Origin of the sequence: Olleya sp. AS48, assembly GCF_038900355.1 — a bacterium.
Classification (GTDB): Bacteria; Bacteroidota; Bacteroidia; order Flavobacteriales; family Flavobacteriaceae; genus Olleya.
In genome coordinates, this window is record NZ_JBBMRD010000014.1 from 50,107 (window position 1) to 71,084 (window position 20,978).

General features: G+C 31.6%; 15 protein-coding genes. 6 read left to right on the forward strand and 9 right to left on the reverse strand.

The window, feature by feature from the left end; translation table 11 throughout:
• Positions 1 to 15 precede the first annotated feature (15 nt).
• A complete protein-coding gene (locus WNY60_RS14655; protein WP_145005284.1) occupies positions 16 to 606 on the reverse strand; it encodes a carboxymuconolactone decarboxylase family protein in 591 nt (196 codons plus the stop codon).
• Between the two features lie 61 nt (positions 607 to 667).
• On the opposite strand from WNY60_RS14655, the gene WNY60_RS14660 reads away from it, so the two are divergent.
• From WNY60_RS14660 to WNY60_RS14670, 3 genes are read left to right on the forward strand one after another with little or no spacing between them, the layout of a single operon-like run.
• Positions 668 to 1,087, forward strand: a complete 420-nt coding sequence (locus WNY60_RS14660; protein WP_342862836.1) for an OsmC family protein — start codon at positions 668 to 670, stop codon at positions 1,085 to 1,087.
• A 46-nt stretch (positions 1,088 to 1,133) separates the two neighbouring features.
• Entirely contained in the window at positions 1,134 to 2,825 is a 1,692-nt protein-coding gene (recJ, locus tag WNY60_RS14665; RefSeq protein ID WP_342862837.1) for a single-stranded-DNA-specific exonuclease RecJ, read from the forward strand.
• Between the two features lies 1 nt (position 2,826).
• A complete protein-coding gene (locus tag WNY60_RS14670; protein WP_145005295.1) occupies positions 2,827 to 4,095 on the forward strand; it encodes an MFS transporter in 1,269 nt (422 codons plus the stop codon).
• Here WNY60_RS14670 and WNY60_RS14675 read toward each other — a convergent pair.
• Positions 4,092 to 4,847, reverse strand: a complete 756-nt coding sequence (locus WNY60_RS14675) for a UDP-2,3-diacylglucosamine diphosphatase (RefSeq protein ID WP_342862838.1) — start codon at positions 4,845 to 4,847, stop codon at positions 4,092 to 4,094. The genes WNY60_RS14670 and WNY60_RS14675 overlap by 4 nt on opposite strands.
• 144 nt (positions 4,848 to 4,991) lie before the next feature.
• Positions 4,992 to 5,444, reverse strand: coding sequence for a 6-carboxytetrahydropterin synthase (locus WNY60_RS14680; RefSeq protein WP_145005302.1), 453 nt, complete (start codon positions 5,442 to 5,444; stop codon positions 4,992 to 4,994).
• 93 nt (positions 5,445 to 5,537) lie between these two features.
• Between WNY60_RS14680 and WNY60_RS14685 the strand changes: the two genes are divergently transcribed.
• The gene (locus tag WNY60_RS14685; protein WP_342862839.1) at positions 5,538 to 6,179 is read left to right on the forward strand and encodes a 2OG-Fe(II) oxygenase; all 642 of its coding nucleotides are present in this window, start codon (positions 5,538 to 5,540) and stop codon (positions 6,177 to 6,179) included.
• 278 nt (positions 6,180 to 6,457) lie between these two features.
• Here WNY60_RS14685 and WNY60_RS14690 read toward each other — a convergent pair whose 3' ends face one another.
• Positions 6,458 to 7,792, reverse strand: coding sequence for an MATE family efflux transporter (locus tag WNY60_RS14690; protein WP_145005310.1), 1,335 nt, complete (start codon positions 7,790 to 7,792; stop codon positions 6,458 to 6,460).
• A gap of 95 nt (positions 7,793 to 7,887) precedes the next feature.
• On the opposite strand from WNY60_RS14690, the gene WNY60_RS14695 reads away from it, so the two are divergent.
• Both WNY60_RS14695 and WNY60_RS14700 read left to right on the forward strand, forming a co-directional pair.
• Entirely contained in the window at positions 7,888 to 8,685 is a 798-nt protein-coding gene (locus WNY60_RS14695) for a universal stress protein (protein WP_145005313.1), read from the forward strand.
• Positions 8,686 to 8,817: 132 nt separating this feature from the next.
• On the forward strand, positions 8,818 to 11,184 hold the full coding sequence (locus tag WNY60_RS14700; protein WP_342862840.1) for a 7TM diverse intracellular signaling domain-containing protein: 2,367 nt from the start codon (positions 8,818 to 8,820) through the stop codon (positions 11,182 to 11,184).
• Here the strand turns inward: WNY60_RS14700 and WNY60_RS14705 are convergent.
• The 5 genes from WNY60_RS14705 to WNY60_RS14725 all read right to left on the reverse strand — a co-directional run bounded on the left by WNY60_RS14705 (position 11,181) and on the right by WNY60_RS14725 (position 20,801).
• On the reverse strand, positions 11,181 to 12,020 hold the full coding sequence (locus WNY60_RS14705; protein WP_342862841.1) for an alpha/beta hydrolase: 840 nt from the start codon (positions 12,018 to 12,020) through the stop codon (positions 11,181 to 11,183). The genes WNY60_RS14700 and WNY60_RS14705 overlap by 4 nt on opposite strands.
• A complete protein-coding gene (locus tag WNY60_RS14710) occupies positions 12,021 to 14,768 on the reverse strand; it encodes a PD-(D/E)XK nuclease family protein (protein WP_342862842.1) in 2,748 nt (915 codons plus the stop codon).
• Between the two features lie 72 nt (positions 14,769 to 14,840).
• Complete coding sequence (locus WNY60_RS14715; RefSeq protein ID WP_342862843.1) at positions 14,841 to 16,271, reverse strand: OmpA family protein; 1,431 nt, start codon at positions 16,269 to 16,271, stop codon at positions 14,841 to 14,843.
• Positions 16,272 to 16,396: 125 nt separating this feature from the next.
• Entirely contained in the window at positions 16,397 to 17,590 is a 1,194-nt protein-coding gene (kbl, locus tag WNY60_RS14720) for a glycine C-acetyltransferase (protein WP_145005328.1), read from the reverse strand.
• 67 nt (positions 17,591 to 17,657) lie between these two features.
• Positions 17,658 to 20,801 carry a UvrD-helicase domain-containing protein gene (locus tag WNY60_RS14725; RefSeq protein ID WP_342862844.1) on the reverse strand — a complete coding sequence of 1,048 codons (3,144 nt, stop codon included), beginning with the start codon at positions 20,799 to 20,801 and terminating at the stop codon, positions 17,658 to 17,660.
• Positions 20,802 to 20,978 lie beyond the last annotated feature (177 nt).

Below are 20,978 nucleotides of genomic sequence, written 5' to 3' on the forward strand. Positions count from 1 at the left end.
AAGTGTAAGCTTTAATTACACGTGTTTGCCGACTTCAAAACCATGTTTTCCTAAATATTGGTTTCCGCTATCAATAGCATCTTCTTCTAAAGTAGTTCCCATACTATCATTCCATCTGTTTAAGTATCCAAATAAAGAGATTACACCAAGCATTTCTACAATTTCACCTTCATCCCAATGTTCGTGTAAGCGTGCTTTAATAGTTTCGTCTACTTGATTTGGTACTTGACTAGCTGCTAAGCTAAAATCTAAAGCAGCACGTTCTGCGTCGCTAAAAGCGGGATGTGTGCGGTATTCCCAAATATTATCTAATTGTTCTTGTTCTGCGCCATAACGTTCTGCTGCTCTAATAGCATGTGCTTGACAATATCTGCAACCTGTAGCATTACTACTTACCCATGCAATCATTCGTTTTAAGGCAGAGGTAACACGACCTTCATTAGCCATAACCGCTTTGTTTAAATTAATAAAGGCTTTACTAATAGCAGGTCTACGTTGCATAGTTAATACCGAATTTGGACAAAATCCAAGAGTCTCGTTAAAGAAAGTCGCCAATTCTTTAGTTTCTAAATCGTAATCTGCTGTTAAAGGTGTTACTAATGGCATCGTTTTTTCGTTTTTAAGTAGTATTTTTGATTGATATCAATAAACGAAAAAATATTCAATTATGTCGCATAAAATTACAACCAATTGGAAGGGAAACATGTTATTCGATTCTGATAACCCAAGTGGTCATCATGTTTTAATGGATACAGATGTAGAAGGTAAAACGCGTGAAGGCCTATCTCCAAAAGCACTAATGTTATCGTCCTTAGCAGGTTGTTCTGGATTAGATGTCGTATCTATTTTAGATAAAATGAAAATTGATACTTATGATTTAAAAATGGAAGTTGAAGGATTATTAACCGATGAGCATCCTAAATATTATCATACCGTAATTTTAGACTATCACTTTACAGGTAAAGATTTAAACGAAGAAAAAATAAATAGAGCAGTACAATTATCTATTGAAAAATATTGTGGTGTTATGGAGATGTTTAGGCGTTTTTCTGAGGTTAAATCCAATGTGCATTTTCATAATAAGTAAGCTTATTTACTTAGAAAAAGTCTAATTTATATTCTAAATCCATTACATGCGCTGGACCTTAAAACCAAAACCAAATCCTAAAATCGTTAAGTCTTTAGCGGATAGTTTGCAAATTGATGTACCTATTGCATCGCTTTTAGTGCAACGTGGTATTGAAAACTTTGAGGACGCTAAATCTTTTTTTAGACCTAGTTTAGACCATTTGCATGATCCGTATTTAATGAAGGATATGGATAAAGCTGTGGTTAGAATACAGCACGCTATTGCTAATAATGAAAACATATTGGTATATGGCGATTATGATGTAGATGGTACGACTTCTGTTGCGTTAATGTCATCGTATTTAAAAACAAAAACACCATTAGTTGCGACTTATATTCCTGATCGATATGGTGAAGGTTACGGTGTCTCTTATCAAGGTATTGACTTTGCAGAAGACAACGACTTTAGTCTTATTATAGCACTAGATTGTGGTGTCAAAGCTGTAGATAAAGTCGCATACGCGAAACAAAAAAGTATAGATTTTATAATTTGTGATCACCACAGACCAGGTGCTACTGTACCAGATGCAGTAGCTGTTTTAGACCCAAAACAAGCAGATTGTAATTATCCTTATAAAGAACTGTGTGGTTGTGGTGTTGGATTTAAATTAATTCAGGCTTTAGCCGAAAAAGATGGTCAAACTATCAACGATTTACTTCCGTATTTAGATTTAGTAGCGACTGCAATTGGCGCAGATATTGTTCCCATTACTGGGGAAAATAGGGTTTTAGCTTACCATGGTTTAAAAGTGGTCAATCAAAAATCGAGAGCAGGATTTAGAGCGATTATCAATCAGCTCAAAAAAGACACGTTAACTATTACGGATGTTGTGTTTACTATTGCACCACGTATTAATGCTGCAGGACGCATGAAACATGGGCAATATGCGGTAGACTTATTAACGGAAATCGATTTTGATACAGCGGTTACCTATGCTGAAGAAATTGAAGCATTTAATTCTGACCGAAGAGAAACTGATAAAACAATTACAGTTGAAGCGTTAGCACAAATCATAGAAAACAAAGAAGAACAAAGACTAACCTCCGTAGTGTATCAAGAAGATTGGCACAAAGGGGTTATTGGTATTGTGGCCTCAAGATTAATAGAGACGTATTACAGACCAACATTAGTGTTTACTAAAAGTGGAGACAAATTAGCAGCTTCTGCAAGATCAGTGTCAGGGTTTGATGTCTATAATGCTTTAGAGGCTTGTAGTGCCCATATCGAACAGTTTGGAGGTCATATGTATGCTGCAGGTTTAACGCTTAAAGAAGAAAACTACGAAGCTTTTAAACAAGCGTTTGAAGATGAGGTTTCTAAAACCATAGATAAAAATTTACTAACACCAGAAATTAAAATTGATACGACTTTAGAGTTAAGTGCTATTGATGATAAATTTTGGCGTATTATTAAACAGTTTGCGCCTTTTGGACCTGGAAACATGACACCTATTTTTATGTCGGAAGATTTAAAAGATACAGGTTATGGTAAATGTGTTGGAGAGGATGATAAGCATATTAGATGTACAGTGACCCAATCTGGCAGAGAAAAATTTGTGTGTATTGGTTTTAATTTAGGCGATAAATTAAATCTTATAAAAGATAAAAAACGTTTTAAAGCGGTCTATTCGGTGGATGAAAATCATTGGCAAGGCAATGTGTCTTTGCAATTAAAATTAAGAGATTTAAAAGAATAATATGGCTAAAAATGATCCATACGCAGCATTAAGAATAAGAGAGTTTAATATCTTTTTATTAGTAAGATTTGCCTTAGTCTTTGGTTGGTCTATGCAATTTGTGGTAATAGAATGGCAAGTTTACTCTATGACTAATAATAAATTAAGTCTTGCTATAATTGGTTTATGCGAGTTTTTACCAGCTTTTTTTCTTGCTCCTTTTGCAGGGCATATTGTAGATAAAAAAGAAAAACGAAATCTATTTGCACTTTGTATTACGCTATTTTCTTTAATTAGCTTTGGACTGTTTTGGTTGACCTCCAATACCATTGAAGCCACCTGGAAAATGCCAACTATTTTATATAGTATTTATGCATTGGTGTTTTTTGGAGGTGTTTTAAGAGCCTTTTTTGGTCCAACTATCTTTTCTTTGATAGCCTTACTTGTGCCTAAAAAGATTTATCCTAATGCAGCAACATGGAGTAGTAGTACATGGAAAGGAGCAAGTGTTTTTGGTGCTTTATCTGCAGGGTTTTTAATAGCTTGGATTGGTGTTCATCATACACTTGGTATTATATTCTTTTTAGTAATGTTGTCCTTAGTACTGGTGTTTTTAATTAATAAAAAGCCAATTTTAAATAGCGGAAATAAAGAAACAGTAAAAGAAAGCTTACAAGCAGGACTTAGTTTTGTGTTTAACGACAAGGTGGTTTTAGGTGCATTAACATTAGATATGATTGCTGTTTTGTTTGGAGGAGCTGTCGCTATTTTTACTGTTTTTGCAAAAGATATTTTAGATGCTGGGCCAAAAGGTTTAGGTATTTTAAATGCTGCATTATCCTCAGGAAGTATTTTGACAATGTTAGCGACAACTTACATTCCTATAACAAAAAACACAGGTAAAAAGTTACTGGTTTCTATCTTTGGTTTTGGGGTTTGTATGATAGTTTTTGGTGCTTCTAAATTAATGTGGCTTAGTGTTTTAATGTTGTTTTTAGCAGGTGTTTTTGACGGAATCTCAATGGTAGTAAGACAAACTATTCTGCAATTAAAGACGCCAGACCATATGAGAGGTCGTGTAGGTGCAGTTAACTCAATGTTTGTTGGGTCGTCTAATGAGTTAGGAGCTGTTGAGAGTGGTATTGCTGCTAAACTTTTAGGAGCGCCATTAGCGGTAATATTTGGTGGGACAGCTACACTTATAATTGTTGCTATAATTGGTGTTAAAAACCAACCACTTCGTGATCTTGATTTAACAAAAGATGTTGAAGATCATGAAAAAGAGGATTAATACTCTTTTAACTCCATATTTTCGCCATCAAAAACCCCATAAGTAAAGTACTTTATCCAATCGCCTAGATTAACGTATTTAGAGTTGTTGCCTAAGTCTATGTTTAACGGTAAGTGTCTGTGGCCAAAGATAAAAAAATCACGATGTTTAGTCTCTAATTTGCGTTTGCAATATTGCACTAGCCACTCTTTATCGTTTCCTAAAAATTTAGCATCATCGTCACCAGAGATCATTTTGTTTTTAACAGACATATATTGTCCTAAGCGTAAAGCAAAATCTGGGTGTAATAAACGTTGGAATAACCATTTAGCAACAGGATTGGTAAACACTTTTTTCATGCGTTTATACCCTTTGTCTTCTGGTCCTAAACCGTCTCCATGTCCTATAAAAAAGGTTTTGTTGTTAAAGGTAAATTCTTTTGGTTTGTGGTAAACAGGGATGCTTAATTCTTCTTCAAAGTAGCCATCCATCCACAAATCATGGTTACCTACAAAGTAATAGATTGGGATTCCGGAGTCACTAATTTCTGCAAGTTTACCTAATGTTCTGGTAAATCCTTTTGGTATTACGCGTTTATATTCCATCCAAAAATCAAACATATCTCCTAATAAGAAAATAGCTGCTGCATCGTCTTTTACCATGTCTAACCATGCGACAAACTTTTTTTCGCGAGGTAAAGAGAGCTCTTTTGTTGGTGCGCCTAAATGATTGTCTGAGGCGAAATATATTTTTTTTCCTTTTGGAATTTGCATGTGGTAAAGATAACTATTTCTTGATAATGCCTATCGTTAGCAGGTGTGTGCGTTAGCGATTGATACGGTATCCTTTTTTGTGCGCGCTTATGCGCAAAAAAGATATAGTGGAAAGCGCGACCCTTGTGGTAACGCCCAAATTATTTATTGGTTATCGCTGGCGTACCATTGTGCGTAGCTGGTTGCGGTTTCGGATAGTTTTAAAGAGTGCAGTTTGATGTTGTTTGGTAAACGGTCTTGTATTTTTTGTGCAAAATCGATGACCATCATTTCGCTGGTTGGTTGATAATCTACCAGTAACACGTTGTGGTCTCTGTCCTGAAGCTCTTTGGCTAGTTGGACATGTGGTGTGTTTTTGTTAAATACTGTGGCGTGATCAAAAACGTCTACAATTTCTTCTTTTACTATTTTTTTTAGATCTGTAAAGTCTATTACCATTCCAAATTTTACATTGTTGCTATCAGAAATTGGTGTACCTATTACTGTTACATCTAGTTTGTAACTGTGTCCATGGACGTTTTTACACTTTCCGTCATAACCATAAAGTGCGTGTCCAGTCTCAAAAGTAAATTGTTTTGTAATACGAATATTGCTCATTAACCTAAGTTTTATTGCGCAAAGATATTGAATTTGTAAAAGCGAAAGGTTATTAGGTTACATTTGCGCACTTTTTTAAATATAAAACAGGTTATGAATCAGATTTTTGAGGCTTTAGATTTTGTTGAAAATCCATTGTACGAGCAAATTATAGAGGATATTGCAAAGCAAAAATTTACGATTATTGATAATTTTTTTTCTGAAGAAGAAGTTGTTGCTTTAAGAGGGTCTATACTTGATAAGTATGAGGAGGATGCTTTTAAAAAGGCTGCTATTGGTAATAAATTTGATGAGGTAATAGTTAAATCTATTAGAGGTGACGTGATTTTATGGATTGAGGAAGCTAGAGCTAATGTAGCGGAATCTTTGTTTTTTAATAAGATTAATGATTTGGTTGGTTATTTAAATAAAACGTGTTTTTTGGGAATTTTACATAAGGAGTTTCATTATGCGATTTATCCAAAGTCAACGTTTTATAAACGTCATTTAGATACGTTTAAAAATGATGATAGACGTAAGCTGTCTTTTGTGTGCTACTTAAATCATGAAGATTGGCAACCAGAAAATGGTGGCGAATTGGTATTGTATTTAGACGATAATGGTAATGAGGTAGAGAGAGTGGTATATCCTTTTCCTGGTCGTGTGGTAATATTTGAAAGTCAAATTTTAGAGCACGAAGTTAAACCAGTAAATACTAAAAGATTAAGCATTACTGGTTGGCTTAAAACGCGTTAATTAGCGTCTTCTGTTGCGCATTTTATTATAGAAATAAGCTATAATTACAAATAATGCTAGTAATGGAAAAATTAAATTGCTCATAATTTTAAGACTCTTTGTTACGATTTTTATTATATCTGTACAGCAAATAAGCTAGTACTACTAAGATAAAAAGTGGCAAATACGATCCAATTAAAATACCGATTTGATAATTATTATCTGGAGCATTTTTAATTTTGTCTTCAATATTGACTTGTAGTAAGCTTAATAACATACGATTTTATTATGTTGTAAAGTTAGTTGTTTTGTGCAAGAGGCAAAAATTGTTTTCTAAATTTTATAATTAACGGAAAACCACGCGCTATAATCCACAAAGTAAAGGCTATAAATATACCATGTAATTTTAAGTTGTAATAATCTGCAATAAAAAGGACTGGTAAAAAAACAAAAAAAGTGGATAATAATAGTAAGTTACGTAGGTCTTTCATTTTTCCTAAACCTTTAAACATACCATCAAATATAAAGGCTAAAGCACACAAGGGTTGCATGGCTAGTACCATCCAAAAAACACTATAAAAGGTTTTTAAAACTTCGGGTTCTTTGGTGAAAAGTCTGCCTATTGGATAGTAAAATATAGCTCCAATTAGTGCTACTAGGCTACCTAAGTAAATCCCATATTTTATTAGTTTTTTACTTAATTCTAATAGCTCTTTATAGTTTTTTTGACCAAAAAGTTTGCCAGACAAAATGTTTCCTGCGCTAGCATAACCGTCTATTATAAAGGCTCCTAAAAACCAAAGATTAATTGCAATTGTATAAGCTGCAATATAGTTTTTGCCATAGCCTGTGGCATATTTTGTTGCAAAATATAACGTGATATTTAAGGCTAGTGTACGTACAAACAAGTTTAATATCATGATAGCAAAATTGCTGATTTGTTTGTTTAATGGGAATTTAACCCGAAGCGGAATATTAGTTTTGGTTAATAGTAAATAGCCAGATAGGATTGCCATTATTATTTGTGCTATTACACTAGCATACGCAGCACCTTTTATATGCATGGGTTGTATAAATCCATTAATACCATACACTAGCATAAAGTCTAAAATTACATTTAAAAAGGCTCCAATAATTGCAATTACCATGGGATAGTAAGTGTTTTGTAATCCTCTAAAGGTGCCAAAAACTGCGATAACAAATAAGGTAAACGGAAAACCAAATACTCTAATTTTATAATACTCTATACTATAATCCAAAATCAGACCTGAGGCATTATAAAGTTTAAATATCTGCGATGTAAATGGATATGTTGTTGCTATTATAACTAAGCTTAACGAGGTAATTAATAAAATAGCTTGAGCAGGTAAGTCTTTAACCTGGTCTAATTTATTGGCGCCAACATGTTGTGATATTATAGAAGAAATAGCGCTTCTAGTTTGTCCTAATATCCAAATTAACATAGATAAAAATGTGGTAACTATACCAATTGCAGCTAAGGACTCAGTTGGGTTAAGCTGTACATTTCCAACAACAGCAGCATCTGTTAAAGACAAAATAGGTTCTGATATACCTGCTATAAGTGCAGGAATGGCTAGTTTATTTATATGTCTTAAGCTTATGGAGGTATTCAAAATTTGTATTCAAAATGATTTTGTAAAGGTCGTAAAAGATTATCGAAGTTTTTGTAAAGAAAAATCTGTATTTTTGATTTCTAAACACTCTTTATATGAAATCTATTTTAGTTCCTGTTGGGTCATCAAAAAACGCACAAAGTCATTTACAATACGCAGTAGATTTTGCTGAAGCTTTTGGCGCAAAATTATATGTTGTTCAAGTATATAATGTTTATACCAAATCAGGAACGATGATTAAGGTGGATCATATTTTAGAAAGAGAAAGTTTAGATTTTTTAAATAAGCACGTTGCTTCGGTTAATAAAAAAAATGTTGAGGTTATTGTAAAAACCTTTAAAGGAAAATTAGTAGACACGTTAGAGTTAGTTTCTAAATCGTTAGACATTGATTTAATTATTTTAGAGCCTAGAACAAATTCTATTAAAGATGAAGTTTATTTAGGTAAAACCTCTGGTAAAATCATTAAGCAAACTAATATTCCTGCACTTATTGTTCCTGAAGGTTATGTTTATAAACCAATAAATTCAATACTATTTGCATTAAAATCTGCAGTCATTAATAAAGTTGATGCTTTGTATCCTTTATTAAGTTTAAAAAATCATTTTAATGCTAAGTTAAATTTACTGCTAGTAAAAACACCTTTTCACTCTCAAAGTGATTTTGTTATAGCAGAGGATTTAAAAGAACATTTATCATCTACAAAAGAATCTGAAAACGCTACTACGTTTCAAGGTGTCTTAGAGCATTATAAAGAATTTAATCCTGATATTCTTTGTGTTGTCCGTCGTAAAAGAGGATTTTTTACTAAAATGTGGGAAAAAAATAGCATCCTTAAAAAGGATTTTTATGTGACAACATTTCCTGTTTTAGTGTTAAGCGGACTAAAATAATTTACTCGTGTTTTGTGCTTTTATCGGTAAAATCATTTGATTTAACTAATATAATAGCTGTTTGTCGTAAAGTCACTATTTGGTAAAACTCGACTTTGCCTTAATGCGTAAGTTTATAAAACTAACCAAATAATGAAACACTTATACCTGCTAATCTGTTTTATAAACTTTTCTGTATTTGCACAAAATACAACCTACAACCCAATCACTAGTTCTGGAGATTTATATGAATATAGTCAGTATGCATCGGTTGGGAATAAAGATTTAAGTATACAAGATATACTTTTAGAAAAAAACCTTGAATATCAAGATTTAAGCTCTGATAATCAAAGTTTAGGATTTACTTCTCAAAATTATTGGGTAAAATTTAAATTAGAAAATACGTCTAATGATAAAACGACCTATTATCTAGAAACTGCAAGACCTGTAACAGATAAAGCTAATATGTTTATTGTTACACAAGACAGTATACAAACGTTTAAAAGTGGTGATCAAATCCCCTTTGAAACCAGACAGGTGGCACACAGATCTACTGTATTTAAACTAGTTTTATTACCTAACACTGTTCAGGATGTTTATATGGAGTTTGGCAGTGATGGAGAAACAATCAACTTACCACTTAACCTATTTACAGAGTCTGAGTTTTGGATCATGAATTATAAGCAACAATTGTTTTTGGGCTTATTTTATGGTCTTTTATTTTTGGCAGGGATTATATACTTATTTTTTTATACTAGTTTAAAAGAAAAAACATTTTTGTATTACGGCTGTTATGTGTTTTCAATAGCTTTATTACAAGGCGCTTTGGATGGTTTTATTTTTGAATTTTTACTAACCAATGGTGGTTATTTAAATAGTAAAGCGGTTTTAATAGCAGCATTATTTTCTAATTTTTTTCTATTAAAATATTGTGAGTATTTTTTAAAAGTTTCGCAATATTTAAGCAGTTTTAAGATTGTATATAATGTTATATATGTGGTGTTAGGTGTTTTATTTGTCATGGTATTTATTTCACCAAAAACAATGGAGTTTGTTTATCCATTATCTAATTTAAATGGCTTGCTAAGCCTTATTTTGCTCTTGGCTACAATTTTTACAATGCGTTATAAAAAACTACGTGTTGATTTTTATTTTTCTATTGGAATTTTCTTTTTGATAATTGGTTTATTAGGCTTTGTAATGAATAACTTAAGTCTATTGCCTAATAATTTTTTTACTTTAAATAGCTCTAAATTTGGATCAGGAATGGAGGTTATTTTCTTGTCTTTATCCATGACTAACTTGCTTAAAAAATTAAGGGAAGATAAGGAAGAGTCGCAAGAATTAGCGTTAAATAGGTCTCAGGAAATAAGTCAATTAAAGACTTTTTTTATGTCCAATATGAGTCATGAATTAAGAACACCTATTAACGCAATTATGGGTATTGCACAAACCGAATTGAAAAATAATGGTAATTCTGAAAGTAATAAAAATTACGAAATTATTAAAAATGCATCACTTAGTTTACTTAGTAATGTTAATGATATTTTAGATTTTGAGAAGATTGAAAAAAACGAATTAAAATTGGTCAACGAGGTTTTTAATCCGTTTAATGCAGTTACTGAAATTAGTAATAATTGGAAACTTGAAGCACAGCGTAAAGGCTTAAATTATCATTTTGAAATAGATGCAGATATACCAGATTTTATTGAAAGTGATTTAGAGCGTTTTGTGCAAATTATAAATAATGTTTTAAGTAACGCTGTTAAGTTTACAGCAGAAGGTAGTATTGGTTTTAAATTAAAATGTTTTCCGCAACCTAATGATGTTAATCGGTTTTCACTTCAAGTCTCAGACTCTGGCGTTGGTATGACACCAGAAACCAAGAAAAATATTTTTGACAGTTTTAATCAAATGAGGAATAACCACAAAAGAAAATTTGGTGGTATCGGGTTAGGATTAACTATAGTCAACCGTTTAGTAGATTTATTTGATGGAGAAATAACGGTAGAGAGTCAGTTAGATAAAGGCACTGTTGTGTATATAGATTTGCCTTTAAAAGTTGTCAAAATAGCAACCCTTAACGATCAAAAAGCAATTCCAAGCACACGTCATGCTGCTCCTTTAAATGTTTTAGTTGTAGAGGATAATATGCTAAATCAAATGGTTATTAAAAAACTACTTAGTACAGATAACAAGTTTACAATGGTTATTGCTAACAATGGTGAAGAGGCTTTAAAACTATTAACAAACGCTAGTTTTGACTTAATTTTGATGGATTTGCAAATGCCTATTATGGACGGTTACGAGGCTACGCAACATATTAGAAGTGGTATTTGTGGACCCAAAATACAATCAATACCAATTATAGCAGTAACCGCAGATGTTATGCAGGAAACTAAACAACGTGTTTTAAACATTGGTATGAATGATTACATGACAAAACCGATTAATAAAGAGCTTTTGTTTAAAAAAATAGAGCGTTGTATTTATGATAATACTAATTTAAAAATTGCTTAATTTATAAAAGCTATGCTTTTTTTGGTGACAACTTCCAATGCTTCTGGTAGATAATTTTCAGTCCAAGGATGTTTAGCATTAAATACATGATTGGTTTCTGGTAGTGCAATTAAGGTGTTTTTAGGGCTCCAAAGTTTTAGCAATTTTGCTTCTTCAAAGCTTATCGAAGGATCTTTAGTACCATGAATTATTAAATGAGGAATAGTTAATCGTTTACAGCAATTTTCTATATCCAATCGGTCTTTATTATTTATGTAATCTAAGTAAAACTGAAAATTATGAGGCATATTTTGTTTTGTCCGACTGTTTAAAACGTATTTAACACCATCTTTTTTCCATTGTTCTAAATCTCCTGTTGTGGAGGTGCGTTTGCCAAAAGCACAAACACTAGCCCAAGTTATTAACTTTGTAATTCTGTGGTCTTCGCTAGCTTTAATTATTGAAATTCCACCACCTCTAGAATGTCCAATTAAAGTGATATTATTAGTGTCAATATTATTTTTGTATATACTTTGGTCTGACGTAAAATGATTTAGTATATCGTCTAAATCTTGTAATTCTTTAGTGTAGTTGTTTTCCGCGAAAGCGTCTAAATCCGGAAAATCTATAGGTTGATTTACAGTTCCTCCATTATGCGAAAAGTTGAATTTTACAAAAAATAAATTTTGTTTAGCAAAGTTATTTGCTACTAAATCCCACGTTCCCCAATCTTTAAAACCTTTGTAGCCATGACAAAAAATCACTAAAGGTTTTTGCTTTTTGTTATCATTATAAAACGTATCATAAACAATTGGTTTTTGATTAATACGTGTTAATATTTGATTTTTTATCTTCATTTATAGCTCTTTTTCTATAAAATCTTGATCTGTATTAAAGATTTCTATGATTAAATTTTTAAGCTGAATTTCAAATTCATTTAAAGTGTCCTGAGTGATTAATGTATCCTTATTCCTGTCGTGACTGCTTTCTTTTTTTATGAAGGGAATAAAACCTGCACTTAAATTTTTAAACGAAATAATACCTGCTTCTACAGGTAAATTTATTTTTTTATCCTTTAAAAGCATATAGACATACATCAAAACCTGAAAAGATTTGCTGTACTTATTATAGTCCGTTAATAAGTCATCCCAATTAATAACTGACACTTTACTTTGGTCTACTTTTCCTGTTTTGTAATCTATTATTCTAACAACACCATTACAATGGTCTATTCTATCAACTGTACCTCTTAATTGTATTGTAAAAGGTAATGTGTCTATATTTAGTTTTACGTTTTCGACCTTAGCTTCTAATGCAATAATTTTTATGGAATCTCCTTTTTTTAATGCTTCAATTTCTAAGTTTAAAAAATTTAAAACATAGCGTTTAGCAATTTCAAAAACAATAAGGTTTTTACCCTTTGTCATATCACCTTCCTTGTATTCTTCTTTAAAAAACGAGGTGATAAGAGTATCTATTTTTGGTATTAAAGATTTTACGTTGTCAACAGTTATTGTTTGTCCAATAAAAGGAGTGTATAGGCTTTCAAGTGTATTGTGTACAACGGTTCCTAGTGTATTGGCAGCAATGGTTTCTTCTACTTCTTCTAGATTAGAAATGCCTAGTAACTTTTGATAGTAAAAATCAATTGGGTTTCTAACATAACTGGTTAATGATGAAGGAGAAAATCCTCTGTTAGCAATATTTTTAATTTGCGAAATAACACTTTCGGTTTTACTAACTGTTATTAGTTGTTTATTATGGTTAGGTACTTTTGGCGTTAGTATTTTATGAGTGACCTGATGTGTACCTTCTAATTCTAATTGATTGATAAATCTACTTTTCTCTCCTCCAATTAGCGTATCAATTTCTGTGTTATATAATATATAAACATTTTTTGCACGCTGTAATAAGTGATAAAAGTGGTAGGTGTATACTGCGTCTTTTTCTTTATAAGTTGGTAGTTTGTTTTCTAATTTTACATCAAAAGGAATAAAGGAGTTATTCGTTTTTCCTGAAGGTAAAATACCTTCATTAACATTAGATATAATTATAGTTTCAAAGTCTAAAACTCTAGATTCTAACATTCCCATGATTTGTAAACCTTGTAAAGGTTCTCCTTGAAAATCTAATGTTTCAGAGCTTAGTAACTCTTTATAAATATTATATAAACCTTTTATATCTTTTATGTGGTTGTAGTTTTCATTTAGTCGTAAAATCTCATTAAATAAGATATTAAATCTGAATAGATATTCTAATCCTAATTGATTTTTATCTTTATTTTCTGTGAGATGTTCTTTAATTATATTAATAAGTTTAAAACAGTTGTTTAGAGCTGTTTTAGCGTCGTTATTCCAATTGCTAAACAATAGTGACACTAACGCTTTATTGTCTTGAGCTAAGGCTGATATTTGAGCTTCTGTTAGATAAACTAAATTGTTTTTATTGATAAGCTCTATAACATTAATAGCGTTATCGTTTTTAAATAATGGTTGTATGTATTGATGAGAAATTATACTTATAACATCCTTGTAATAAAACGGATTAGCATGCTTTTTATGTAAAGTGAAAATATGTTCAAATAAAGAAGCTAATGGGATGGTTTTTAAAGGAAATCCCATGGTTATATTTAACGTCGAAACGGATTCTGGTACGGAATTTAATACGGGAATTAATAAGTTTTCGTCACCTAAAACTACAGCTGTATTTTTTAAACTGGCATCGTTTTTACTTAAATCCTGTAGTATTGTTCCTATTGCTTTTGCTTGACCTATATTTTTTGGTACACCAAAAATATTAATGTTTTTTTTAGATGAGTAATGGTCGTTGATCCAGTTAAAATCATGATCATTAAAATAGCTCCATTTGTTTTTGTGTTGTCTTAAAAACAATCCAGCGTCATGAATTTTATTATTCATAAATTGCTTGTCAGTGTCCCAATAAATGGTTGCTAATTTATTATGTAGTAGTTGTTGTATTATTTTTTCTTCTGCTTCATTTAAAGCATTAAACCCTAAAAACACATGGTGTTTGTCTGTGTTAGATATGTATGCATTACTGTTATTAAAGGCTTCTCTATAAAGTAAGCCTTGATAACCTTTATTTTTAGAAATTAAAGATGTAGTAAAGGCGTTATAATAATCGTTTAACTTATTCCAGAATTTTAAATAGCTACTGACCAGTTCAGTTTGATCTTCTTGTAGTGACCAATGTTCTAGGTTTTTAATAGCTTTTAGGTAGTCAAATATTTTTTTTTGCGGAATTAGATAGCGATCAATCTCATTAAAATCTTGAAGTATAATTTGTGCCCATTTAGAAAAGGTATCAAATGACTCTCTTTCTTTTTCTGGAGTTAGTATAATATATACGTTATAGAACTCAAAAAGCAGCTCTGTGTTTGTTGTCGTTTTTAAATCTGATAATTCTTCTACAAAGGATTCTATACTAATAATCTTTGGAGCAAAAATAGTCTGATTTAAAGTTAAGCTTAACGTGCGTCTTAAAAAAACACCTGCTCTTCTGCTGGGTAATATAAAGACAAGTTCGCTAAAGTTTACTTCCTTAGTTACTAAGTCGTCAATTACATCTTGTATAAAACTTGTCATTATATAAAAATAAAAAACGCTTCGGAATACCGAAGCGTTTTTCTATAAAACTTATTAGTGTTTGGTTATAACTTATTTTCTAAGTTTAACTTCTACACGTCTGTTGTTAAATCTTCCAGCTTTTGTTTTGTTGCTGTCAATTGGATAGTCTTCACCAAATCCGTAAGCGTTTAATCTTTCAGAGTTAATTCCGTTTTCGATTAAGTAAGCCATTACAGCGTTAGCTCTAGAATCAGATAATGTTTGGTTAGAAGTTTTGCTTCCAACGCTATCTGTGTGACCTTCAATTGTAAAGTTAGCGTCTGGGTATTCTTTTAAGATTGCAGTAATAGACTGTAATACAGAGAAAGTTTCTTTTCTGAAGCTAGATTTTCCAGTGTCAAATAAGATAGTTTTAGCATAGCTATTTAATTTATCTAATACAACTTGAGTTGGGATAACAGCTTCTGGACAACCATTGTTAGCTACTGTTCCTACTTCTTTAGGACAGTTATCAACTTTGTCTAATACACCGTCACCATCAGTATCTGGCCAAGGACATCCTTCGTTTGCAGCAGGACCTGCTTCGTTTGGACATTTATCTTTAGCATCAGCAACACCATCACCATCAGCATCTGGACAACCTTTTAAAGATTTTAATCCTTTTACTTGTGGACAATCATCGTTATTATCAGATACTCCGTCACCATCAGAATCAGGACATCCGTTAAACTCAGCTAAACCAGCTTCGTTTGGACAAGTATCTTTAGAATCTTCGATTCCATCACCATCAGAATCTGGACAACCGTTAAATGCTTCTAATCCAAAAGTATCAGGACAAGCATCATCTTTGTCATATATTCCGTCACCATCAGTATCAGTTCCACCAAATTTAACTGCTAAACCAGCTGAATGTTGGAAATGCTTAGTTAAATAGTCTTCAAATGAGTGCTTGTATTTAGACTCAACAAATAAACCAATATTATCAGAAAACCAGTAAGTTAATCCTAAAGAAGCATTAACTGTTCCTGCTCCAACTGCGTTGTTAGAACCTGCTTTTGTAGAGTAAGTGTTATAAGCACCTTCTTCAATCCAAGTGTAACCACCTCCAACTCCAATAGCTGGATCTAATCTTTTTGAACCTAATACTTCACCTAAGTGGTATCTTACGTTACCATCAATAGCGTAGTATGCTAAATCATTAACACGTAAACTAGGGTTAGTACTATCTTGTCCCCATTTGTTAATTCTGTTTATAGAACCTCCAGCTTGGATAGAGAAGTTGTCACCAACATACTTAGATACAGAAATTGTAGATAAAGATGGTAAAATACTCCAGTGATCGTTAGCGTTAAAGAATTCTTGGAAATAATCTCCTTGTGGAGCGTTTTCACCTACAGGAAAAACATCTACTGCGTTTACACCGAAGTTAATAGCCCATGGGTTGTTTTGGTCTTGTGCCATAACGTTACCTAAACTAGAAAGTAGTAACATTGTGAACAATAATCTGCTAAGATTTTTCATATTCAAAAATTTAATTTTTAAGTGTTAATTAAAAGCAAAAATAAGTTGTTATATATTATTAACAAAGACAAATATATAAAAATATTGATTATTTGTTGCTTTTATATCAGTATTATAGATTGTTTCTAAATAATTTCCAATACTTTACCAACTTTAATAAAAGCACTAACTGCTTTTTCTAGTTGTTCCTTAGTGTGCGCTGCAGATAACTGCACTCTAATTCTAGCTTTGTCTTTTGGTACTACAGGGAAGAAAAATCCTATTACATAGATACCTTCTTTTAATAACATATTTGCCATGGTTTGAGATAGTTTAGCATCGTACAACATTACAGGTACAATTGCTGAGTCACCATCAATAATATCAAATCCTGCAGCTTTCATTTCTTTTTTGAAAAATTTGGTATTTTCTTCTAGTTTATTACGTAATGAGTTGTCATTGGCTAACATATCAAACACTTTTATTGAAGCGCCTACAATAGCTGGTGCTAATGAGTTTGAAAATAAATAGGGTCTTGAGCGTTGACGTAATAGTTCTATAATTTCTTTTTTACCAGTAGTGTAGCCACCCATTGCGCCTCCAAGTGCTTTACCTAAAGTTCCTGTTATAATGTCTACTCTGTCCATAACGCCTTTTTCTTCTAGAGTACCACGTCCTGTTTCTCCAATAAATCCAGCCGAGTGACACTCGTCTATCATTACCATAGCGTCATATTTATCTGCTAAGTCACATATTTTATCTAGAGGTGCTACTAATCCATCCATAGAGAATACACCATCAGTCACAATTATTTTAAAACGTGCGCCATTTGCGTTAGCATCAATAAGTTGCTTTTCTAAATCTGCCATGTCGTTGTTTTGGTAACGGTAGCGCGCAGCTTTACATAACCTTACACCATCAATAATTGAGGCATGATTTAACGAGTCTGATATAATCGCATCTTCTTTACCTAATAAAGGTTCAAATACACCACCATTTGCATCAAAAGCTGCTGCATATAATATGGTGTCTTCTGTACCATAAAATTCTGCTATTTTGTGTTCCAAAGTTTTATGTATGTCTTGTGTACCACAAATAAATCTAACAGATGACATACCAAAACCATGCGTATCCATCGTGTCTTGAGCTGCTTTAATAACTTCTGGGTGAGAGGATAATCCTAAATAGTTATTTGCACAAAAATTTAAAACAGTTTCGCCTGTGTTTAAAGTTATTTCGGCACCTTGAGCAGATGTTATAATACGTTCTTCTTTAAAAAGACCGTTGTCTTTAATGTCTTGTATTTCGTTTTGTAAGTGTTCTTTTATTTTACTGTACATAATTGTATTTTTTTACAAATTTAATAATGTTATCGTGTTAATTGCTTAGTTAAATCTATTCTTTAATTTAATACGTTACTATTTTGATTGTATCGTTTACATAGATTAATATTTTTTTCTTTACCATATAGTTCATCTCCTTTAAAGTATCAGAATATTCCTCTAGTTGTTGTTGGTACTTAGGATTAGATAATCCTGTTTTGTAATCTATAATAATAGCTTCGTTATCTTTTATTGCTAGTCGGTCTGGTCTAATTATTTTGCCTGATTTTGTAATAATATCTCTTTCGTTATATATGGTATAATTATCAGTAAAATAAGGAATTAACTCTGGTGTATTAATAATGTTAGTAATTGTATTGTTTAAAATTAATGCTTGTTCCTTATTAATAGTTCCTGTTTGAGTATAGTTTAAAATAACAGGCTCAACATCTACTATTGTGTTTATTTCTGACATTATATCGTGTATCAGGTTTCCTTTTTCAATAGCATTTTCTTGTTCTGTATCCCATAGATAACCTGATTTAGTAATAATTTTAATATTATGATCTTGTTTAGAAACGCTAATAAACAATTCTGTTTCTTGGGTGTTTTCTAACTTGTCTTCTAGTTGCGATTCGCGATTAGCTTTTCCAAAGGTATACTCTAATTGTGAGTCACTCCATAGACCCTTGTCTATTAAGTAATTTGTTAGTAATCCAGAATACGTATTATGTGTCACTATTCCTTTTACTGATTTTTCTTTTTTAGATATAATATAGAGTTGCTCTATAGGTCTAGTTAATGCTACATATAATAGGTTAATATTATCTAATTCTTGTTCTGCTCTATGTTGATTGTAAATGGTTTCGCCAGTTGTGCCATATTCCTCAAAGTCCTTATTAAAATTGAGTAGCGTTTTAGAAAAACCACTAAATTGTTCTTGGTCTAACGGAAACCATTCTTTGGGCTCCACTTCTTTATATATATCTAAATGTGCATACGGAAAGATAACCACCGGAAACTCTAATCCTTTAGATTTATGGATTGTCATTATCTGAACCGCATTTTGATTGCTAGGAGAGACAATATTTAAACTGTCCTTTTTAGATTCGTAATAATCTACAAAACTTGGTAAATCGGATATTTGCTTTTGAGAAAACTCTAAAACGGTGTCTAAAAAGTACTGTATATAGGCATTTGACGTTTCCGTCATTTTAAAACTTCTGACAATATCTTCAGTTAAATCAAATAAGGATAATTCTACTAATTCGGTTGGATTACAATGTATTGAGAATTGCTCAAAGCCTTTAAAAAACTCGGGAAGTGGCAACTCCAAGTTGGTTTTAAAATAAGCATGTTTATCTTGTATTGCATTAGTATTTGCTAAATAATCCAACACTTTAATTCTAACCTCTAAGTGATTTGGGTTTATTAGTAGTTTAAAGATATTAATAACTAGTTTGACCTCTTCAGAGTTGTTTATCAACATGGTTTCGGAAGAGGTGATTTTAACTCCTTTTTCGCTTAAAAATTCGGCAATAGCCACACCTTCTTTTTTCTTTCTTACTAATATGCAAATATCTTTAAGATTGTATCCCTTTGTTAAGCATTGGTTTATGGTGTCAAAAACTGTTTCTGGAAACAACTCGTTAATATCGTCTTCTTTTTGTAAATCTAAAAACTGAATATTAACAAAGCCTTCTTGATTTAACACCGGAATTTGATTTGCTTTTTTATACAAATCAGAATAGTCGTTACTACTAAAACTAGTGTTAGCCAAAAACTCAAAAAACGTATTATTAAACGTAATAACCTTTTTAAAACTTCTGTAATTATACTCTAACCTAACAACTTCTTTGTCAATAGGAAACGGGTTGTCGGTTTTAGTTAGTCCTAAAAATTGTTCTGCTTTTCCACCTCGCCACCTATAAATAGCCTGTTTAGCATCACCTACCAACATGGCTGTTCCTTGCTCACCTTTTAAGTTTTGTCCTGTTAGTGTGTTTTCTATTAAAGGCACTAAGTTTTCCCATTGCATTTGTGATGTATCCTGAAACTCGTCGATAAAATAATGTCTAAATTTTTCACCTAAACGTTCATAAATAAAAGGCGTTGGTTGGTTTTTAATTTCTTTACTAATAAGCGTATTAAACTCGGAAATCAATAATTTATTTTCATCTTCCTTAATCGTAGTTAACTCTTTGTTTATAGCATTTAAAACGGATAAAGGTGTTACATTTTTGTACACAGCTTTTATAAATTTTAAGCTAATAACATTTTCTTTAATTAAGTGATATGCTTTATCTATCTGTGGTAAAAGTTGATCAATTAATTGCGCTTTCGCGGAATCTAAAGTCTTTGTGTAAACGTTACCTTCAGCAATATTATCGGCTAATTTATTATCATATAATTTGTAAAATTCAAAATTAGAAACTTTTACAAAATGGTTATATAACGTTCCTCTAGAAAAACTTTTGGCATCCAGACCATTGGTTTTAAAAACCTCTAATAATTGGTTGGCTGTTTGCTTAATTAATGTTTCTTGATATTTTATTTTTTTAATTAATTGCGCTTTTAAGGATTTAAAATCCTCTAGCGTTTTATGTTTAATACTGTCTAAATGTGGTAAGTCATTGTCGTTAATTAATAGTTTGGCAATAGTATTAAAATCTCTAGAAACGTCCCAACTTTTATCATCATCAGCTTTTTCTAAAGCAAAATCAATTAAAACTTTAGTAAGTGCCACATCAGTTCCTGCTTTAGCTATAAGACTATCCACTGCTTGATTAAGTAGCGATGGTGTATCAAGCTCGACCTCAAAATTTATCGGAATTTTTAAATCATGTGCAAAAGTCCTGATTAATCTATGGTTAAAACCGTCTATGGTAGAAATGTCAAAAGCAGCATAATTATGCATTATGGTGTTTAATAAAGCAATTGATTTTAAATGGACATCAGTAGGTTTAAGGTCTAACTCAGTAGTGATAGCCTCAAACATCCCATTTGGTTTAGTGATAATTTCTGGATCAGAAAACGATTTTAATGTGTCTAAAATTCTAATTTTCATCTCGCCTACAGCCTTATTTGTAAAGGTTATGGCTAATATTTGTTTAAAACCGTCATTATGTTTTCTGGTAAACAATAGTTTTAAATACTCCTTAACTAAAGCAAAGGTTTTTCCGCTACCAGCAGAGGCGTCATAAACTTTAAAAGGTGTTTTTGTAGACATTGTAATTTTAAATTTTAGACAAGATAATAACAATATTATGGTTCCTAAATTTATTTTAAAACATTCTTTGATAATTAAATGGCGATGTTAAAATATTATTAAATACATTTAATCCATTGCTTAAATATTTTCAATTGAAGGCTTTAATGTTTAATTTTGATTATATTGAATATTAAC